The sequence below is a fragment of the Streptomyces sp. NBC_01317 genome (genome assembly GCF_035961655.1).
In the GTDB taxonomy this organism is placed as follows: domain Bacteria; phylum Actinomycetota; class Actinomycetes; order Streptomycetales; family Streptomycetaceae; genus Streptomyces.
Genome location: NZ_CP108393.1, coordinates 1,634,309 through 1,651,614, shown reverse-complemented (window position 1 = coordinate 1,651,614; position 17,306 = coordinate 1,634,309). Strand labels below are relative to the sequence as shown.

Sequence of the window (17,306 nt, the reverse complement as noted above, 5' to 3'; positions counted from 1 at the left end):
CGGACGGGCGCGATGCCCGCCCGGCGACCGGGGACGTTCCGTCCGAGAAGGCGCGGACGCCGTGGACGCTTAGAAGATGCTGACGCCGTAGACGCTCAGGGCCTCCGTGACCGGCTGGAAGAACGTGGTGCCGCCGGAGGAGCAGTTGCCGCTGCCGCCGGAGGTCAGGCCCAGCGCCACGGTGCCGGCGAAGAGCGCGCCGCCACTGTCGCCCGGCTCGGCGCAGACGTTGGTCTGGATCAGACCGGACACGGCGCCCTGGGAGTACTGGACGGTCGCGTTGGTGGCCTGGACCGTACCGGTGTGGACCCCGGTGGTGGAGCCACTGCGGGTCACGCGCTGGCCGACGCTGGCGTTACCGGCGGACGAGATCTCCTGGTACGAGCCGTTGTAGAGGGAGACCCGGCCGTCGGCGAGCGACGCGTTGGCGAGACGGATGATGCCGTAGTCGTTGCCCGGGAAGCTGGTGCCCGCGCGGGTGCCGAGCGCCGCGGTGCCCGCCGAGTTGGTGTACCAGTTGGCGCTGATGTTGGTGCAGTGCCCGGCGGTCAGCGCGTAGTACGTGCTGCCGCTACGGACGTTGAAGCCGAGGGAGCAGCGGCTGCCCCCGGCGTAGATGGCCTGGCCGCCGGCGATGAGGGGGGTGAACGTGCCGGGGGTCTTCTTGATCGTGAGCTTGGAGTCGTCCGGGACGGAGCCCTTGATCTCCGATATCTCGGCGGCGGAGACCGTGCTGTCCACGGTGACGACGACCTTGCCGGAGGCGGCGTCCGTGTACCAGGCGGAACCGACGACGGCGGCGCTGCTCACCCCGGCGGTGGCGGTGGCGAGCTGGGTCGCCAGGGGGGCGACGGGGGCGGGCTGGGCGATAGCAGTCGGGGCCGCAAGCGCGGCGACGGTCACCAGACCGGAGGCGACCGCGAGAACACGGACGCGTCTGGAGATCGAGCCGAGGGGGGAAAGGCGCTTGAAGGTCACAACATCCTCCATTGATGGGGGAAACGCGCGGCCCGTCGGGTAAGCGGACCGCTGGCGTGCGACTGTCCACCGCCATTCGGTTTTGGCCGTGAACCTGTCAATCGCACGGAGTGAATAGTTGACTCCAGTTCCCTTTCTGGACAAGGCCCACTTCTGGACCACCGGTGCGCACCGCCCGGCGCCCGGGGACGGTACGGCCCCGGGCGGGTGGCGGCGGCCGGAAGGATCACGGTCCGGCGGCGGGGTGTGGCGTACACGGGAGGGGCGGATGGTGCGGGAGTGCACCCGTGTCGCGACCGGGAGTGGATCGGGTGCCTGGTGCACGTACCCCCGCCGAGCACCGCAGTTGTCCGGTGACGTCATCCGGCCGCACGCCGGACGGCCGCGCGGGCGTGTGCCGCGCCGGACGTGACGCGCGTAGCGTCCGGCGGACCCGCCGGGCCTGCTGAACAGCGGCCGAATGCGAGATCAACTGCCGGGGCGCGGCAGCCCGTTGTGACCTGTATCACCGATATGCCCGCACGATGATCTTGGCTGAATCTGATCGTATGCGGCCTCCTGGCCCGCCGAACGGCCCCAAGCGGTCTGCGGATTCGACCGGAGGCGCCCCCTTGTGTTCGTGGTGACGTGTGTGCGGTCGGAGCCGCGAGTGGCGTCTTCGGCGGACCGCACTCTCCGTACGCCCCGGGTCGCCGGGCCGGGTTGGTACGGCGGAGTCCGGTGGGAGGGCCCTTCGCGGGGTACCGGTAGGGAGGACTTGGCCCAGGACCCCGGCGGAGGAGACCGCAGTGAGCACGGAACTCATGATCCTCATCGCCGTCGGCGTCGTGCTGGCGCTGATCACCCTCGCCGGCGCGCTCACCCTCGCCGTCCGTCTCGTACGGACCCGGCGCGCGCTGCGTGCCGCGGGGGTGCCGGAGCGGCGCAAGTGGATGTTCTGGGCCGCGATCGGCTACCTGATCCTCCCCACCGACCTGGTGCCCGATCCGGTGTACCTCGACGACATCGGCGTCCTGCTGCTGGCGCTGCGCTCCCTCCGCTCGGCGGAGGCGAAGGGGCCGTACGCGGTCCAGGCCGCCCGCGCCGCCGCACGACTCGGCCGCGCCAAGGGCGTACGAACTCCTCGCTGACGCCCCGACGACCCGTCGTCCCGCGCCGCCGGGCCACCCACCGCTCCCGCGTGCCCCACCGCTCCCGCGCCGCCCTGCTCTCCTCTTGCGCCCCCTGGGGGATGATCCGCCCCCTGGGGGATGATCGCACCGCACGCCACCCAGGCGTCCCCCGAGCACGGCACGAGAGGTTTAAGTGACACAGCACGCGATCCCGGACGTCAGCGCCGACGGCCAAGACCGCACCGGCTCCGGCCGCGCCCCGGCCACGTCCCAGGACCGGCGGGCCGCCCCCGGCGGGCCCCGCCCCGACTGGTGGCGCGAGTCCGTCGTCTACCAGGTGTACGTTCCCAGCTTCGCCGACGCCGACGGCGACGGCATGGGCGACCTCCGGGGCATCACCGACCGCCTCGGGCACGTGGCGGACCTCGGCGCGGACGCCGTCTGGCTCACCCCGTTCTACCCCTCCCCGCTGGCCGACGGCGGCTACGACGTCGCCGACTACCGGGGCGTCGACCCCCGCCACGGCACCCTGGACGACTTCCGCGCGCTCCTCGCCAGGGCCCGGGAACTGGGCCTCCGTACCATCGTCGACATTGTCCCCAACCACTGCTCCGACCAGCACCCGTGGTTCGCCGAGGCACTGGCGGCAGCCCCCGGCTCCGCCGCCCGCGACCGGTTCATCTTCCGCGAGGGCACCGGCCCCGACGGCGCCGGGCCGCCCGCCGACTGGCAGTCCAAGTTCGGCGGCCCCGCCTGGACCCGGGTGCCGGACGGCCAGTGGTACATGCACATCTTCGCCTCCGAGCAGCCCGACCTGAACTGGGAGAACCCCGAGGTCGCCGCCGACTTCGAGGACACTCTGCGCTTCTGGCTCGACCTCGGGGTCGACGGGTTCCGCGTCGACGTCGCGCACGGTCTGCGCAAGGACCTCGCCCCGCCGCTGCGCGACACCCACGGCAGCGACACCGCACCCCTCAACTCGCCGCCCGCGGGCCTGAACCACCCCTTCTGGGACCGCGACGAGGTCCATGACATATACCGCGTCTGGCGGAAGATCACCGACGGATACGCCCCGCCCCGGATCATGGTCGCCGAGGCGGGGGTCAGCGCCGCGCGGCTTCCGCTCTACACCCGGCCCGACGAACTCCACCAGGCCTTCAACTTCTTCCACCTGCGCTGCCCGTGGGAGTCCGGCGCCTTCCGCGAGGTCGTCGACACGTCACTCGCGGACGCGGCGACCACCGGCTCCCTGCCGACGTGGGTGCTCTCCAACCACGACGTCGTGCGCCACCGCACCCGCTACGGCCTCCCCGAGGGCACCGACCTGCGGGCCTGGGTCACCGGCGACGGTCACGAACCGGCGGTCGACGACACCCGCGGCCGGCGGCGCGCCCGGGCCGCCGCGCTGCTGACCCTCGCGCTGCCCGGGACCACGTACCTCTACCAGGGCGAGGAGCTGGGCCTGCCCGAGGTGGCCGACCTGCCGGCGGAGGCCCTGCGCGACCCGATGTGGGAGCGCACGGGCCACGGCCAGAAGGGCCGCGACGGCTGCCGGGTGCCGCTGCCGTGGACCAGGGAGGGTTCCTCGTACGGCTTCGGCGCGGGCGGCAGCTGGCTGCCGCAGCCCGAGGGGTGGGGCGAGCGGTCCGTCGAGGCGCAGACCGGCCGGGCCGGCTCCTTCCTGGAGCTGTACCGTACGGCGCTGGCGCTGCGGCGGGACTTCCTCGGCGACGAGAGCTTCACGTGGCTGCCGTCGTCCCCCGGCGAACTGGCCTTCCGGAAGGGCGCGGGCCTGGTGTGCCGGGTCAACTTCTCGGACCACCCCGTACCGCTGTCCGTACCGGACGGGGCGAAGCCCCTCCTGGCGAGCGACCCGCTGCCCGACGGCCAGCTCCCCCCGGACACGGCGGTGTGGCTGCGGAGCGAGGCGGGGTGATCTCAGGGGCGGCCGGTCCGGCCGGCCGCCCCCTGGGGGTCACCCGGTGATGATCGCCGGGTCGCTCACGCCCGGCTCGCCGGTCTCCACGTGGCCGGCGAGCCGCCGCAGGAACGCCGGGTCGGTGTCGGCCGTCACGGACACGTCGTACCACCGCTTGCCGTGCCGTGTGTCGACGGTGTGCACCACGTGCCCGCCCGCGCGCACCTTCACCGTCTCGCTCCTGCCGCCGTACGCGTCGGTGAGGGTCAGCCGGCAGTCGTGCCTGCCCGCGTTCCTCAGCGTCAGCTCGACCCGGCCCCGGTGCCCGTCGTGACGGGCCGTCACCTCGGGGCCCGCCACCGTGCCCGAGCCCTTGAAGGTGCGCAGGAACCCGTTGGGCCCGAAGACCGAGAGGTCGTACGCGCCCTTCGAATACGCGGTGTTCCAGGTGTCGGAGAGCCGCTCGTCCGCCCCGGCCGTGTACGTCCAGGGCCCGTCCGTACGGTTCGCCGAGGTGACCGTGAAGGCCGCCCCCGCCTCCTCCCCGCCGCTGAAGGTGAGCGTGAACCGCCCGGTCGCGGGGGTCGCGGACCCGTCCGCGAACGGGGCGTACGGCAGCGGGCGCGTCGGCCTCGACCCCTTCTCCTGCTTGGGCAGGACGGGACGGTCCGGCGGCACCGGTACGTAACTGGGGTGCCGGTCCTGGTCCGGCGGCTCGTACCCGTCCGTGCCGGGCAGGCGCGCGGGCCGCGTGTTCTTGAGCGAGAAGTCGAAGGCCGCCGTGAGGTCGCCGCAGACCGCCCGCCGCCACGGCGAGATGTTCGGCTCGGAGACCCCGAAGCGGCGCTCCATGAACCGGATGATCGACGTGTGGTCGAAGACCTCCGAGCACACGTACCCGCCGGTGCTCCACGGCGACACCACCAGCATCGGCACGCGCTGCCCGAGACCGTAGGGCCCCGCGGCGTGGCGGCTGTCGCCCGGGAAGTGGTCGAGCGTGGTGTCGACCGTCGACAGGCCCTGCGCGGCCGAGGCGGGCGGGAACGGCGGGACGGCGTGGTCGAAGTAGCCGTCGTTCTCGTCGTACGTGATGAACAGCGCGGTCTTGCTCCACACCTCGGGGTTGGAGGTGAGCGCGTCCAGCACCTGGGAGATGTACCAGGCCCCGTAGTTGGCGGGCCAGTTGGGGTGTTCGGAGAACGCCTCGGGAGCCGCGATCCAGGAGACGCGCGGCAACCGGTCCGCCTTGACGTCGGCCCGGAGGATGTCGAAGAACCCGTCACCGGCCTTCGCGTCGGTCCCCGTACGCGCCTTGTCGTACAGCGGGTCGCCGGGCTTCGCGTTGCGGTACTGGTTGAAGTAGAGCAGCGAGTTGTCGCCGTAGTTGCCCCGGTAGGCGTCGTTGATCCAGCCCCAGCTCCCGGCCGCGTCCAGGCCGTCCCCGATGTCCTGGTAGATCTTCCAGGAGATCTTGGCCTTCTCCAGCCGCTCCGGGTACGTCGTCCAGTCGTACCCCAGCTCGTCGTTGCCGAGCACGGGCCCGCCGCCCTTGCCGTCGTTCCCGACGTGGCCGGTCCACATGTAGTACCGGTTGGGGTCGGTGGCCCCGATGAACGAGCAGTGGTACGCGTCGCACACCGTGAACGCGTCGGCGAGCCCGTAGTGGAACGGGATGTCCTCACGGGTCAGGTGCGCCATCGTGCCCGGGGACTTGGCGGGGATCCACTGGTCGTACCGGCCCTGGTTCCAGGCCTGGTGGCCGCCCGCCCAGTCGTGGTCGAGCCCCTCGATGAACTGCATGCCGAGGTCCTCGGCGTCCGGGTGGTACGGCAGGACCTCCTTCGTCCCGTCGGACTGGTGCCAGACGGACTTCCCGCCGACGGGGGTGACGGGGCGGGGGTCACCGAAGCCGCGGACGCCGCGCAGCGAGCCGAAGTAGTGGTCGAACGAACGGTTCTCCTGCATCAGTACGACGATGTGCTCGACATCCTCGATGGTGCCGGAGCGACGGCTGGCCGGGATGGCCGCGGCCCGGTCGATGCTGTTCGACAGGCCGGAGAAGCCCGCGGTCGCGCCGGCGACCTGGAGGAAACGACGCCGATTGAGTTCAGGCATATGTTCAGAGACCTCGTGGGTGTCTTGGGGGGTGTGAGGCGAACCGGGCGGGGAGAGCGTCTCCAGGCCAGCGACCCAAAGGGACGGGCCGGTGTCGCCCGTGTGTCCGTACGATGCGCACCTGAGGAACAGACGAACAAGGGGCGTGGGAGCCGCCGGTCCCCGCCGCGAAAAACACTTGGCGCTCGTCCGGGCGTGCGCGTTACGGTGTGTCCGTTCGTTCCCCGAGCCGTGTGTGAAGCAGGAGGTGTGACCGATGGTTGCCGTCGAGACGGGCGCTGCCCGCATCCAGCAGATGTTTGTCACAGACACTCCTGTGGCCCACGGCTGACCTGTTTCTCTGCGTCGCTTTCTCCGATCCAGAGCTTCCGCGCCCGAGGCGCGTGGCCGGGGCCACCCTTGTGAAGGGTTTCCCCTTGTCTTTCTCCACTGCCTCCTTCGAGGCTTCTCCGTCGCACCCGCTCGCCCCCTACGGCTGGGACGCGGGCTGGGAGGCGGAGTTCACCCCGTACGCCGAGCGGGGCCTGGTGCCCGGCAGGGTCGTGCGGGTCGACCGCGGTATGTGTGATGTGGTGACGCCGGCCGGCCCGGTCCGGGCGGACACCGAGTACGTCGTACCGCGCGATCCGATGCGCATCGTCTGCACCGGTGACTGGGTCGCCCTCGACGCGGGCGGTGACCCCCGGTTCGTCCGGACGCTGCTGCCCCGGCGGACCGCCTTCGTACGGTCCACCTCGTCGAAGCGTTCCGAGGGCCAGGTCCTCGCCACCAACGTCGACCACATCGTCATCTGTGTGTCGCTCGCGGTGGAGCTGGACCTCGGGCGTGTCGAGCGCTTCCTCGCCCTCGCGATGTCCAGCTCGACCGGCGCGGCGCTGCTGCGGGAGTCCGCGCCCTCCTGGGAGAGCGAGGCCGCACCGGTGATCGTCCTCACGAAGGCCGATCTGGTGGCGGACCCCTCCGTACTGGCCCATCTCGTCAAGGACGTCGAGTCCGCCGCACCCGGCGTGCCGGTGCTCGCCGTCAGCGCGGAGACGGGGGAGGGGGTGGAGGTGCTCTCCGCCGTCGTCTCGGACGGTACGAGTGTGCTGCTGGGCGTCTCCGGCGCCGGGAAGTCCACCCTCGCCAACGCGCTCTTCGGCGGGCCGCTGATGGAGGTGCAGGCCATCCGTGACGTGGACGGGAAGGGCCGGCACACCACCACGACCCGCAACCTCATCGTGCTGCCCGCGGGGGGCGTGCTGATCGACACCCCCGGGCTGCGGGGGGTCGGGCTGTGGGACGCGGAGAGCGGGGTCGGGCAGGTCTTCTCGGAGATCGAGTCGCTGGCCGCCGAGTGCCGCTTCCACGACTGCGCGCACGGCGCGGAGCCGGGCTGCGCGGTGCTCGCCGCCGTGGAGGACGGTTCGCTCTCCGACCGGCGGTTGGAGAGCTACCGCAAGCTGCTGCGGGAGAACCAGCGGATCGTCGCCAAGACGGACGCGCGGCTCCGGGCCGAGATCCGGCGCGACTGGAAGCGCATGGGCGTGGAGGGGCGGGCGGCGATGGACGCGAAGCGGGGGAAGTTCCGGTAGGCGGGTGGGGGTGCGGGGGCCGCTCCAGCGGGCCGCCCCCGCCCCCTCGGGGCCTCAGTCGGGGTCCGGGGTGCGGCTCACTCCAGGCCCCAGCTGTGGATCTTCCGGGGATGGATACGGATCAGCTCCTCGCTGAAGTGCGGACCGAGGTCGTGCGGTCCGGTCAGCAGCTCGGCCTCACCCCGGATGTCCACCCCGCGCACCTTCCACGGCGTGACGCTCACGATGTCGTCGACGACCAGCGCGACCTTGGGGTGGGTCAGGAGGTTCCGCCACTTCTTGGTGGTGCCGAGGGCGTACCCGCCGATGAGGATCGTCCCGTCGTCCTGCGGATGGAAGCCGACCGGGTTGGCCTGCGGCTGCCCCTTGGGGTCGACGGTGGCCATGCGCCCCAGCCGCTGGGTCCTGAGATACGCGCGCTCGGCGTCACTGAATTCGGTCATGCCCCAGCCTCACACGCGGGCGGCGCGCTCAACCCCGGACCAGTGCCCTCAGCTCCGGACCGGTGCTCTCAGCTCCGGACCAGTGCCATCAGCCCCAGATCAGTGCGCCCAGCCAGGCGCCCACCACCAGCAGGCACGCGAACAACTCCACCAGCAGGGGGTATCCGGCGGTGCGCATCACCGTACGGGTGGAGGCCCAGCCGTCCCGGTGGCTCCCGAGCCGGATCCGCTCGGCGCCGTAGATGCCCCCGACAAAGCCCAGGATGCCGCCCACGATCGGAACGACGAAGAAGGCGACGATCGCGGTGGTGCCGCCCACCAGCAGGGTGCGCCGGGGCGCGCCCGTCCTGGTTCTCCGGCGGGAGGGCAGCAGCGGTCTGAGCGCCTGGTTGAGCAGCAGCAGGGCCGTGGCGCCGATCAGGACGACCCAGGCCGCGTCGGACGTGTCCCCCAGCGCCCACCACAGGACGGCGGCCCAGACGATGGCCTGGCCCGGCACACCCGGGACCAGCACGCCGAACAGGCCGAGGACCATGACAAGCCCCACCAGCACCAGCTGCCACACGTCCATCTGCCCAGCGTGCCGGAACGGGAGCGGTCCCGCAGGTCGCGGAGGGGCGTGGCGCGGCGGGCCCCGGGACCGGTTTCAGCCCCGGGACTCCCGCGCCACCCACCCCTTCTCGTACGCGTGCCAGCCGAGCTGCAACCGGGTGGTCACCCCGCTCAGCTCCATCAGCCCCTTCACCCGGCGCTGTACGGTCCGCAGCCCCAGGTCCAGCTGTTTCGCGACGCTCGCGTCCGTCATCCCGGCGAGCAGCAGCGACAGCACCTCCAGATCGGTGGAGTCGGGTCCCGGCAGCGCGTCCTCCAGGATCTCGGCGCCGTCGCCCTCGCCCTCGCCGGACCCGAGCCGCAGGGGCAGGGCCTCGCGCCACACCGCCTCGAACAGGCCCAGCAGCGATTCCAGCAGTCCACTCGCGTGGACGACCAGGGCGGCGGGTTCGGCGCCCCGCCCGGTGAGCGGCACCATGGCCAGGCTGCGGTCGGCGACCACGAGCTTGGTGGGGACCCGTTCGATGACGCGGACCTGCTCGTCCCTGCCGAGGGCGGCGGACAGTTCGGTGATGCCGGCGGGCAGGGCCAGTACCTCGCGCTCGATCACGACGCGGTAGGCGACGCCGCGTCGCGCGGCGCGTTCCTCGGCCTCGTTGTCCATCCCCGTCACGGCGACGGGCTTGCCGGTGACCAGGGCGCAGACCTCCGTGGTGGCGCCGAGCTGCAACTGCACGAACCGGTGGGCGACGGCGCTCGCGCCCGTCACGACCTCGACCAGGTCGTGCACGGCGGGCTCCCTGGCCTCGGCGCGGTACTCCTCGGCGAGGAGCACCGCGGCCAGCTCGGCCTGTTCCAGCTCGTGGCGGTGCTGGGTGAGGAGCGCGCCCAGCGCGACGGCGGGGGGAGCGGCGACCCAGCGTCCCGTACGGGCGGAGGACTGCGCGGCCAGTCCTTGGCGCTCCAGGCGGCGCAGGGCCCGTTCGGTGTCCGCCTCGGGCAGGGCGAGGCGGTGGGCCAGGTCCGAGACGTCCGCGGCACCGATGGCCACGAGCGCGCGGTACGCGGACTCCTGTCTCTCGTCGAGACCTATCGCTCCCAGCACCCTGCACCGTCCTCACCGCACACCGCCGTACCTCTTGGAGATCCATGGCGACCCATGGCGACCTCTGGAACCCCTGGGAGACCCTGGGAGACCCGAGAGATCAACCCCCGGGAGCGTCCTGTTTCCGCCGCGAACCGTGGCGGAAACCAGCCACGGCGTAAACCCGCCGCCCCCATCATCCCCTTTCGGCCGCGCGCTCTGCGAAGGTGGCGCCATCACAGCAGCAACAGACCCCGGTCATATGCCCCTTGGGTAGCCTGACCTGGATTTGCTCGGGGAGGGTGATGCCCCCGGTCTCCGCGCCGGCGCATCTGCCCCGCGCTGACACTGTGAACGTCTGCCGGGCGTCCTTCCCGTGGGGGGTGGGGCCGCCCGGCGGACTTAATTTTTCCGGTCGCCCCGTTTTCTCCTCCCTGTCGCGGTCGAAGATAGGGGCATGAGCGAGCAGGGGGAGCGGCCGGACGCCGACGACTGGTGGAACCGTCTGTACGACGAGTCCGCGCAGGACATGGGCACCGGGGACGCACTCGACGACCACTTCGCCTCGGCGGTGGACGCGGTGGCGTCCCCGGAGACGCAGCGACCACGGGCGTGGTGGGAACAACAACCCCCGCGATACGCCCCGACGGACGCCGCGCCCCTCCCACAACCCACCCCTCACCCGCACCGAACCAACACCTCAGCGTCCCCGGGAGCCCCCTGGCCGTCACCCCCGGAGGGCCCGACCGGAGCCGACCCAGCTCCCGCCGTTCCAGGGACCACACCCCCGAAGCGCCCGGACGCGGTTCCGGCAGATCCCGCGCAGTCCGGGACGGTGTCCCCGGACCGTCCGGACGCGATCCGGCCCGAGCCCGAACCTCCCGGGGCCCCGGCGCGGCCGGGGGAGCCCGGAAGGTCGTGGACCTCACCGGCGGTGCCGCCCGACGCGAGCCGTGCCGACTCCGATTCCCCTCCGGCCTCGGCCCGGCAGTGGTCGGACGCGATTCCGGAGGCGTCCGGGGCCCCTCGGGCGTCGGCCCCGGAGCCGCCCGGCCCGGTTCCGGCGGAGTCGGAACCTCCTGGGGCCTCGGCCCCGGTGCGCCCGGACGAGGTCCGGGCGTCCGCCCCGGTGCGGCCGGAACCGGGCGGACCTTCCTGGTCCCCGGCTTCGGTGCGGCCGGATGCGGTGCCCGCAGAGCCCGAGTCTCCCGGGGCCTCGGCCCGGAAGCGGTTGGACGCGGTCCCGGCGGAGCCCGGAACTCGTCGTACTCCGGCCTTGGAACGGCCGGACGGCGTACTGGCAGAGTCCGAACCGCCTCGGGCCTCGGCTCCAGGGCGGCCGGACACGGTGGGGGCGGAGCCCGAACCTTCCGGGGCCTCGGCCCCGGCGTGGCCGGGAGAGCCCGGCCTGGCTTGGGCCCCGCCCGCGGCGCGGAGCGATACGGGCCGGGCAGAGCCCGAACCCCCCGGGCTCTCGGCCCAGGAGCGGTCCGACGAGGTGCCGGCGGAGCCAGGGCCGCCTCGGGCCTCGGGTCCGAAACGTCCGGGCGCCGTTCGGGCGGAGCCCGGCGATCGTTGGGCCTCGTCCCCGGAGCGTTCGGACACCGTTCCGGTTGGGCCGGGGCCGTCCGGGGCCTCGGCCTGGGAGTGGTCGGACGCCGTTCCGGCGGAGTCCGGGTCGCCTGAGCCGTCCGGTTCGGCTCCTGCGGAGTCTGGACCTTCTGGGGGCTTGATTCCGGTTCAGCCGGAGGGACCCGGGCTTTCCCGGTCCTCGGCTTCCGTACGGCCGGATGTGGTTCCGGCTGAGCCCGAGTCGTCGCCGGCCTCGGCCGCCGACTCATCGGACGGGGCGCCGCCTTCCGTGCGGCCCGGGACTGGGGCAGAGTCGGGGGCGCCGACCTCCCCCGGGCCGGTCGGTGCGGATGCCGACGCGTCGGACGGTGCCGACCGGGCCGGGCAGGGCCCGGATGCGGGTGCGGGTGTGCGTGAGGGGGCTTGGGCGGCCGGTGGGCTGCCGTCCGGCAGGAACCCGCACGCCGCGCCGGGAGCCGCCTGGGGTCCGGCCGCTCCGGCCGGGGAGTCCTCCGGCGACGCCGAGGACGTGAGTCCGCCGCCGCGGCCCTCGGACCCGCCCGTGGTCGCTCCCAGGCCCCCGCGGCCCTCGGACCCGCCCGTGGTCGACCGCAGGCCCCAGGGGCCGCCAGCGCCGCCCGCGAGGCGACCCGCGCCCTCGGGGCCGCCCGCGCCACCGGTGGTTCACCCTGCGCCCTCGGGGCCGCCCGTGGCGCCCGTGGTCGGACCCGCGCCTCAGGGGCCGCTTGCGTCGTCTGGGACGCCCGCCGCGCAGTCGGATCACCCTGCGCCCTCGGGGCCGCCCGTGGCGCCCGTGGTCGGACCCGAGCCCCAGGGGCCGCCTGCGCCGCCGTCGGTCAACCCTGCGCCCCCTGCGCCCCCAGTGCCGTCCGCGCCGCCCGCGAGCCACCACCCCGCGCCCCCGGTGCCGCCCCCGCCGCCGACGACCGAATCCGCGCCCTCGGGGGCGCCCGTCCCACCCGCGATCGATGCCACGCTCCCTGGGCCGCCCGCCCCACCTCCGATCCGGCCCGCGCCCCCCGGCGCCCCCGCCAACGACCCCCGCCTCCCCGCCCTCGACGGGCCCGGGGCGCCCGTGCAGGCCGTGGGGTGGGGGGTCGGCGAGCCCCGGGCGGAGGACGGGCGGTCCGTGGTGGCTCTCGCCGCCGCCGGGCGGGACAGTGCCGAGGACTTCCCCGCCGGTGAGCGGCCCGGTGTCGGGTATCTCGGTGGGGGGCCGCCCACCTACGACCCCGAGCCCACCGCCCTGCCCCCCGCCCACGCCGACCGCCTCCGCGAGCTGGTCGCCGACACCGTGCTCGACGGCGCCCGCTACGGGACGTACACCCTGCGCGCCGCCTCCGTACGGGGCGACTCCGGGCGCTACCGGGGAGAGCCCCGCCGCGACACGCTGCTCACCGCGCGCTTCGGCGAGGGCGATGCCGCGCTCATCCTCGTGGCCGTCGCCACCGGCGTCCGCGCCACCGAGGGCGCCCACCTCGCCGCCGCCGACGCCTGTCACTGGATCGGCGGTGCCGTCGGCCGCAGTCACGGCCGGCTCTCCGACGACATAAGGGCCGGCCGCAGGGGTGACCTCAAGGCCGGACTGCAACGGCTCACCGATCGCGGCTACGGCAAGCTCCGCGCCCGCGCCGCCGAGCTGGGCCTCCCGCCCGACGCGTACACCGCGAGCCTGCGCTGCCTGCTGCTCTCCGCCGACCCCGACTGCCGTACCCGCGTCTTCTTCGGGGTCGGTGGCGGCGGCCTCTTCCGCCTCAGGGACGGCGCCTGGCAGGACCTGGAACCCGCCGTCCCCGACCCCGCCGCCCTCACCGGCGAAGCCGTCGTCGGCTTCGGCTCCCGGCCCGCCGAGACCCCCCGCCGTGACCGGCTGACCATGGACCTTGGCATCCCGACACCCCCTGCCCCGTACGTCGAGGAGCCGGTGCCCCCGCAGGCCGAACCGTTCCGCTTCCGGGCCTCCGTCGCCCTCCCGGGCGACACCCTCCTCCTGTGCAGCCCCGGCCTCGCCGAACCGCTGCGCGGCGTCCCGGCCCTCGCGGCCGAGCTGGCCGACCGCTGGGGTTCCGCCGAACCGCCAGGTTTGGCGTCCTATCTCGCGGACACCCAACTCAGGGTCAAGGGGTACGCGGACGACCGCACGGCCGTCGCGGTCTGGGAGGCGTAACCCCGCCCGGCGTGGGTTGATGGACCCAGGGCGGCGGCCGGAGACCGGCGACCGGAGACCAGAGAGGGCACCTTCCCATGGCCAAGCAGAACGTGGCGGAGCAGTTCGTCGACATCCTCGCCAGGGCAGGCGTCCAACGGCTGTACGGAGTTGTCGGCGACAGCCTCAACCCCGTCGTCGACGCCATCCGCCGCAACTCCGCCATCGAATGGGTGCAGGTCAGGCACGAGGAGACCGCCGCCTTCGCGGCCGGCGCCGAGGCCCAGATCACCGGCAAGCTCGCCGCCTGCGCCGGCTCCTGCGGCCCCGGCAACCTGCACCTCATCAACGGCCTGTACGACGCCCACCGCTCCATGGCCCCCGTCCTCGCCCTCGCCTCGCACATCCCCTCCAGCGAGATCGGCCTCGGCTACTTCCAGGAGACCCACCCCGACCAGCTGTTCCGGGAGTGCAGTCACTACAGCGAGATGATCTCCAACCCGAAGCAGATGCCCCGCCTCCTCCAGACCGCGATCCAGCACGCGATCGGCCAGGGCGGGGTCAGCGTCGTCACCCTCCCGGGTGACATCGCCGACGCGCCCGCCCCCGAACGGGCGGTCGAGCACGCGCTGGTCACCTCCATCCCCTCCGTACGCCCCGCCGACGCCGAGATCGACAAGCTCGCCCGCATGATCGACGAGGCGGGTCGCGTCACCCTCTTCTGCGGCAGCGGCACGGCCGGCGCCCACGCCGAGGTCATGGAGTTCGCCGAACGCGTCAAGTCCCCCGTCGGCCACGCCCTGCGCGGCAAGGAGTGGATCCAGTACGACAATCCGTACGACGTCGGGATGAGCGGGCTCCTCGGCTACGGCGCCGCCTACGAGGCCACCCACGAGTGCGACCTGCTGATCCTGCTCGGCACGGACTTCCCGTACAACGCCTTCCTCCCCGACGATGTCAAGATCGTCCAGGTCGACGTGCGGCCGGAACACCTCGGCCGCCGCTCCAAGCTGGACCTCGCGGTGTGGGGCGACGTACGCGAGACGCTGAGGTGCCTGACCCCCCGGGTGAAGGTCAAGACGGACCGCAAGTTCCTCGACAAGATGCTGAAGAAACACGCGGACGCCCTCGAAGGCGTGGTCAAGGCCTACACCCGCAACGTGCAGAAACACACTCCGATCCACCCCGAGTACGTCGCGTCCGTTCTGGACGAACTCGCCGATGACGACGCCGTCTTCACGGTCGACACCGGCATGAACAACGTCTGGGCCGCCCGCTACCTCACCCCCAACGGCCGCCGCCGTGTGATCGGTTCGTTCAGCCACGGCTCGATGGCCAACGCCCTGCCCCAGGCGATCGGCGCGCAGTTCACCGACCGGGGGCGCCAGGTCGTCGCGATGTCGGGCGACGGCGGATTCTCCATGCTGATGGGCGACTTCCTCACCCTCGTCCAGTACGACCTGCCGGTAAAGATCGTCCTGTTCAACAACTCGGCCCTCGGCATGGTGGAGTTGGAGATGATGGTGGCGGGACTGCCGTCGTACGGCACCACCAACCACAACCCCGACTTCTCGGCGATCGCGCGGGCGGCCGGTGCCTTCGGCGTACGGGTCGAGAAGCCCCGGCAGCTCGGCAGCGCGCTCAAGGAAGCCTTCAAGCACAAGGGGCCCGCGCTGGTCGACGTGGTGACCGACCCGAACGCGCTCTCCATCCCGCCCAAGATCAAGGCGGACATGGTCACGGGCTTCGCGCTCTCGGCGAGCAAGGTCGTCCTGGACGGCGGAGTGGGGCGCATGGTCCAGATGGCGCGCTCCAACCTCCGCAACGTGCCCCGTCCCTGATTCCGTGCGCCCCCGGGATGCGGATCTGAATGCGTGAGCGGTCCCGCGTCGGGCATGCATCTCCTGTAGATATCGAGACAGGAGTAGAAGCCGGTACGAGCGGGGGGACAGAAGGATGGCTGGATTGCGGCGCCGAATGGGAGGCGCCGATCTCGCGGCCGTCCCGGAGGTGCGTCACGCCTTACGGGAGTTGCTGAGACATTGGCAGGAGAGAGACTGCGCGGAGGTGGCGGAGCTGCTCATCAGTGAGCTGGTCACCAACGCGCTGGTGCACACGGAGCGGGGCGCGGTGGTCACGGCGACCGTCGCGGACTCACGACTGCGTGTGGAGGTACGGGACTTCGCCGCGCCGCCCGCCGGGCCGCCCCTGGCGCCCGTACGGGCCGCCGACGACGCCACGCACGGCAGGGGACTCGCGCTGGTGCGCAGTCTCGCGGACGACTGGGGGATACGGACGAGGCCACTGGGAAAGGTGGTCTGGTTCGAGATGAACGGTGAGGCCGCCGCCTGAGCCCGCGGGGGGCGCGGGCGCACCGAGCCGTACAGGGAGCGGAAGCGGTGGCCACACACGCCGGACCGGCATGACGGTTGTTCCGCCACACCGGTCCGATGGGTGCGAATCTCCCGCGCGAGCCGCGCGTGGTGAGCCGCGAGTCGCGCACACGGGGACCTCAGCCGAACTGCTGCTCCAGGTCCTTGAGCTTGCGCTCCAGGGAGTCGAGCCGTGGCAATGCCTGGGTGTCGTCCTCAGCGGTGAGGTCGACGGTACGGGGGGCTTCACTGCCCGTCGCGGGCTGAAGGGAGAGCCGGGAGCGATAGGGCAGTTGTCCCGGCTCGGGTATAGCAGGCTCCGCGGCGGCCTCGACGGCCGGCACGGACCCTCCTGGCGCGGTCACGGCGGGCAGCGGGATCTGACGGCCACCGCCGCGTCCCCGGCCCCAGGCGCGGTGCTGCCGGTTGAGCGCCTTGATCTGCGCCCGGTCCAGCTTCTGCTGCTCCCGCCTGCGGTGCCGGTTCTGCTCCTTCGTCCGCTTGTCCTCACGGACCTCCTCGACCGCCTCGTCCAGGGTGCGGACGCCTTCGAGCAGCATCAGCGACCAGGCGCCGAAGGTCTCGCGGGGCGCGCGCAGCCACCGTACGATCCGGATCTGCGGCAGCGGGCGGGGCACGAGGCCCTGCTCGCGCAGCGCCGCACGGCGGGTCTGCTTCAGCGCGCGGTCGAAGAGCACCGCGGCCGAGAGAGACATGCCGGCGAAGAACTGGGGCGCACCCGCGTGGCCGAGGCCCCGGGGCGCGTGGACCCAGTTGAACCACGCGGCGGCGCCGGCGAACAGCCACACCAGCAGCCGTGAACCGAGAGCCGCGTCACCGTGGCTGGCCTCGCGCACGGCCAGGACGGAGCAGAACATCGCCGCGCCGTCGAGTCCGAACGGGACGAGGTACTCCCATCCGCCGGTCAGGTTCAGGTTCTCCTGGCCGAAGCCGACCAGGCCGTGGAAGGAGAGCGCCGCGGCGACCGCGGCGCAGCAGAAGAGCAGGGCGTACGAGGCGGTTCCGTAGATCGCTTCCTTGCGCCTGCGGCGCTCCTCGGTGCGCTCCCAGGAGTCCTCGGTCGCGGTTTTCTCACCGGCGCGCTTGCCGCGCGCGAGGATCGCCACCGCCACCAGGATTCCGACGAGCAGCACGCCGCCGGGGAGCAGCCAGTCCAGCGATATGTCGGTCAGTCGCATGCGGTGTTCCTTGCATCGCAGTAGGGCGTATCGGGCGCCATATTGGCGGAAGTGCGGTGCCCCTCAGGGGGTTTTGGGCCAAGACAACGCCAACGAGGCGGAGAGGCGCACAAATAGGCACGCTCGGCTCGAACTGCCGTGCGCAAAGCGGCTGTCATGTCCGATTAATATCACCCCTGCGGGTGGCATGGAGCCGCCGGGTGACGGGCAGTCAGGCGCG

Annotated in this window: 12 protein-coding genes; 6 read left to right on the top strand and 6 right to left on the bottom strand. The window is 72.7% G+C overall.

Going from position 1 to position 17,306, the window contains the following annotated elements; translation table 11 throughout:
* Window positions 1–69 precede the first annotated feature (69 nt).
* Window positions 70–978, bottom strand: coding sequence for a S1 family peptidase (locus OG349_RS07015; RefSeq protein WP_327233771.1), 909 nt, complete (start codon window positions 976–978; stop codon window positions 70–72).
* 803 nt (window positions 979–1,781) lie between these two features.
* Here OG349_RS07015 and OG349_RS07010 point away from each other — a divergent pair.
* Entirely contained in the window at window positions 1,782–2,108 is a 327-nt protein-coding gene (locus tag OG349_RS07010; RefSeq protein ID WP_327238481.1) for a YkvA family protein, read from the top strand.
* Window positions 2,109–2,427: 319 nt separating this feature from the next.
* A complete protein-coding gene (locus tag OG349_RS07005) occupies window positions 2,428–4,026 on the top strand; it encodes a glycoside hydrolase family 13 protein (RefSeq protein WP_327238480.1) in 1,599 nt (532 codons plus the stop codon).
* A gap of 39 nt (window positions 4,027–4,065) precedes the next feature.
* Here the strand turns inward: OG349_RS07005 and OG349_RS07000 are convergent, their stop codons facing one another.
* Window positions 4,066–6,123 (bottom strand): phosphocholine-specific phospholipase C, encoded by a 2,058-nt coding sequence (locus OG349_RS07000; RefSeq protein ID WP_327233770.1) that lies wholly within the window; start codon window positions 6,121–6,123, stop codon window positions 4,066–4,068.
* A gap of 416 nt (window positions 6,124–6,539) precedes the next feature.
* Here OG349_RS07000 and rsgA point away from each other — a divergent pair, with 416 nt between their 5' ends.
* Window positions 6,540–7,697 carry a ribosome small subunit-dependent GTPase A gene (gene rsgA, locus OG349_RS06995; protein WP_327233769.1) on the top strand — a complete coding sequence of 386 codons (1,158 nt, stop codon included), beginning with the start codon at window positions 6,540–6,542 and terminating at the stop codon, window positions 7,695–7,697.
* A 77-nt stretch (window positions 7,698–7,774) separates the two neighbouring features.
* Here the strand turns inward: rsgA and OG349_RS06990 are convergent, their stop codons facing one another.
* From OG349_RS06990 to OG349_RS06980, 3 genes are all read right to left on the bottom strand, one after another.
* The gene (locus OG349_RS06990; protein WP_161308140.1) at window positions 7,775–8,140 is read right to left on the bottom strand and encodes a PPOX class F420-dependent oxidoreductase; all 366 of its coding nucleotides are present in this window, start codon (window positions 8,138–8,140) and stop codon (window positions 7,775–7,777) included.
* An 88-nt stretch (window positions 8,141–8,228) separates the two neighbouring features.
* Window positions 8,229–8,711 (bottom strand): DUF456 domain-containing protein, encoded by a 483-nt coding sequence (locus OG349_RS06985; protein WP_327233768.1) that lies wholly within the window; start codon window positions 8,709–8,711, stop codon window positions 8,229–8,231.
* 75 nt (window positions 8,712–8,786) lie between these two features.
* Complete coding sequence (locus OG349_RS06980) at window positions 8,787–9,797, bottom strand: helix-turn-helix domain-containing protein (protein WP_327233767.1); 1,011 nt, start codon at window positions 9,795–9,797, stop codon at window positions 8,787–8,789.
* Between the two features lie 2,260 nt (window positions 9,798–12,057).
* Here OG349_RS06980 and OG349_RS06975 point away from each other — a divergent pair.
* From OG349_RS06975 to OG349_RS06965, 3 genes are all read left to right on the top strand, one after another.
* Window positions 12,058–13,536 (top strand): protein phosphatase 2C domain-containing protein, encoded by a 1,479-nt coding sequence (locus OG349_RS06975; protein ID WP_442806212.1) that lies wholly within the window; start codon window positions 12,058–12,060, stop codon window positions 13,534–13,536.
* A gap of 77 nt (window positions 13,537–13,613) precedes the next feature.
* Window positions 13,614–15,356 (top strand): pyruvate dehydrogenase, encoded by a 1,743-nt coding sequence (locus OG349_RS06970; protein WP_327233766.1) that lies wholly within the window; start codon window positions 13,614–13,616, stop codon window positions 15,354–15,356.
* A gap of 115 nt (window positions 15,357–15,471) precedes the next feature.
* Window positions 15,472–15,867, top strand: a complete 396-nt coding sequence (locus OG349_RS06965; protein WP_327233765.1) for an ATP-binding protein — start codon at window positions 15,472–15,474, stop codon at window positions 15,865–15,867.
* 160 nt (window positions 15,868–16,027) lie between these two features.
* Here the strand turns inward: OG349_RS06965 and OG349_RS06960 are convergent, their stop codons facing one another.
* On the bottom strand, window positions 16,028–17,086 hold the full coding sequence (locus OG349_RS06960) for a DUF2637 domain-containing protein (protein ID WP_161306952.1): 1,059 nt from the start codon (window positions 17,084–17,086) through the stop codon (window positions 16,028–16,030).
* Between the last annotated feature and the right edge of the window lie 220 nt (window positions 17,087–17,306).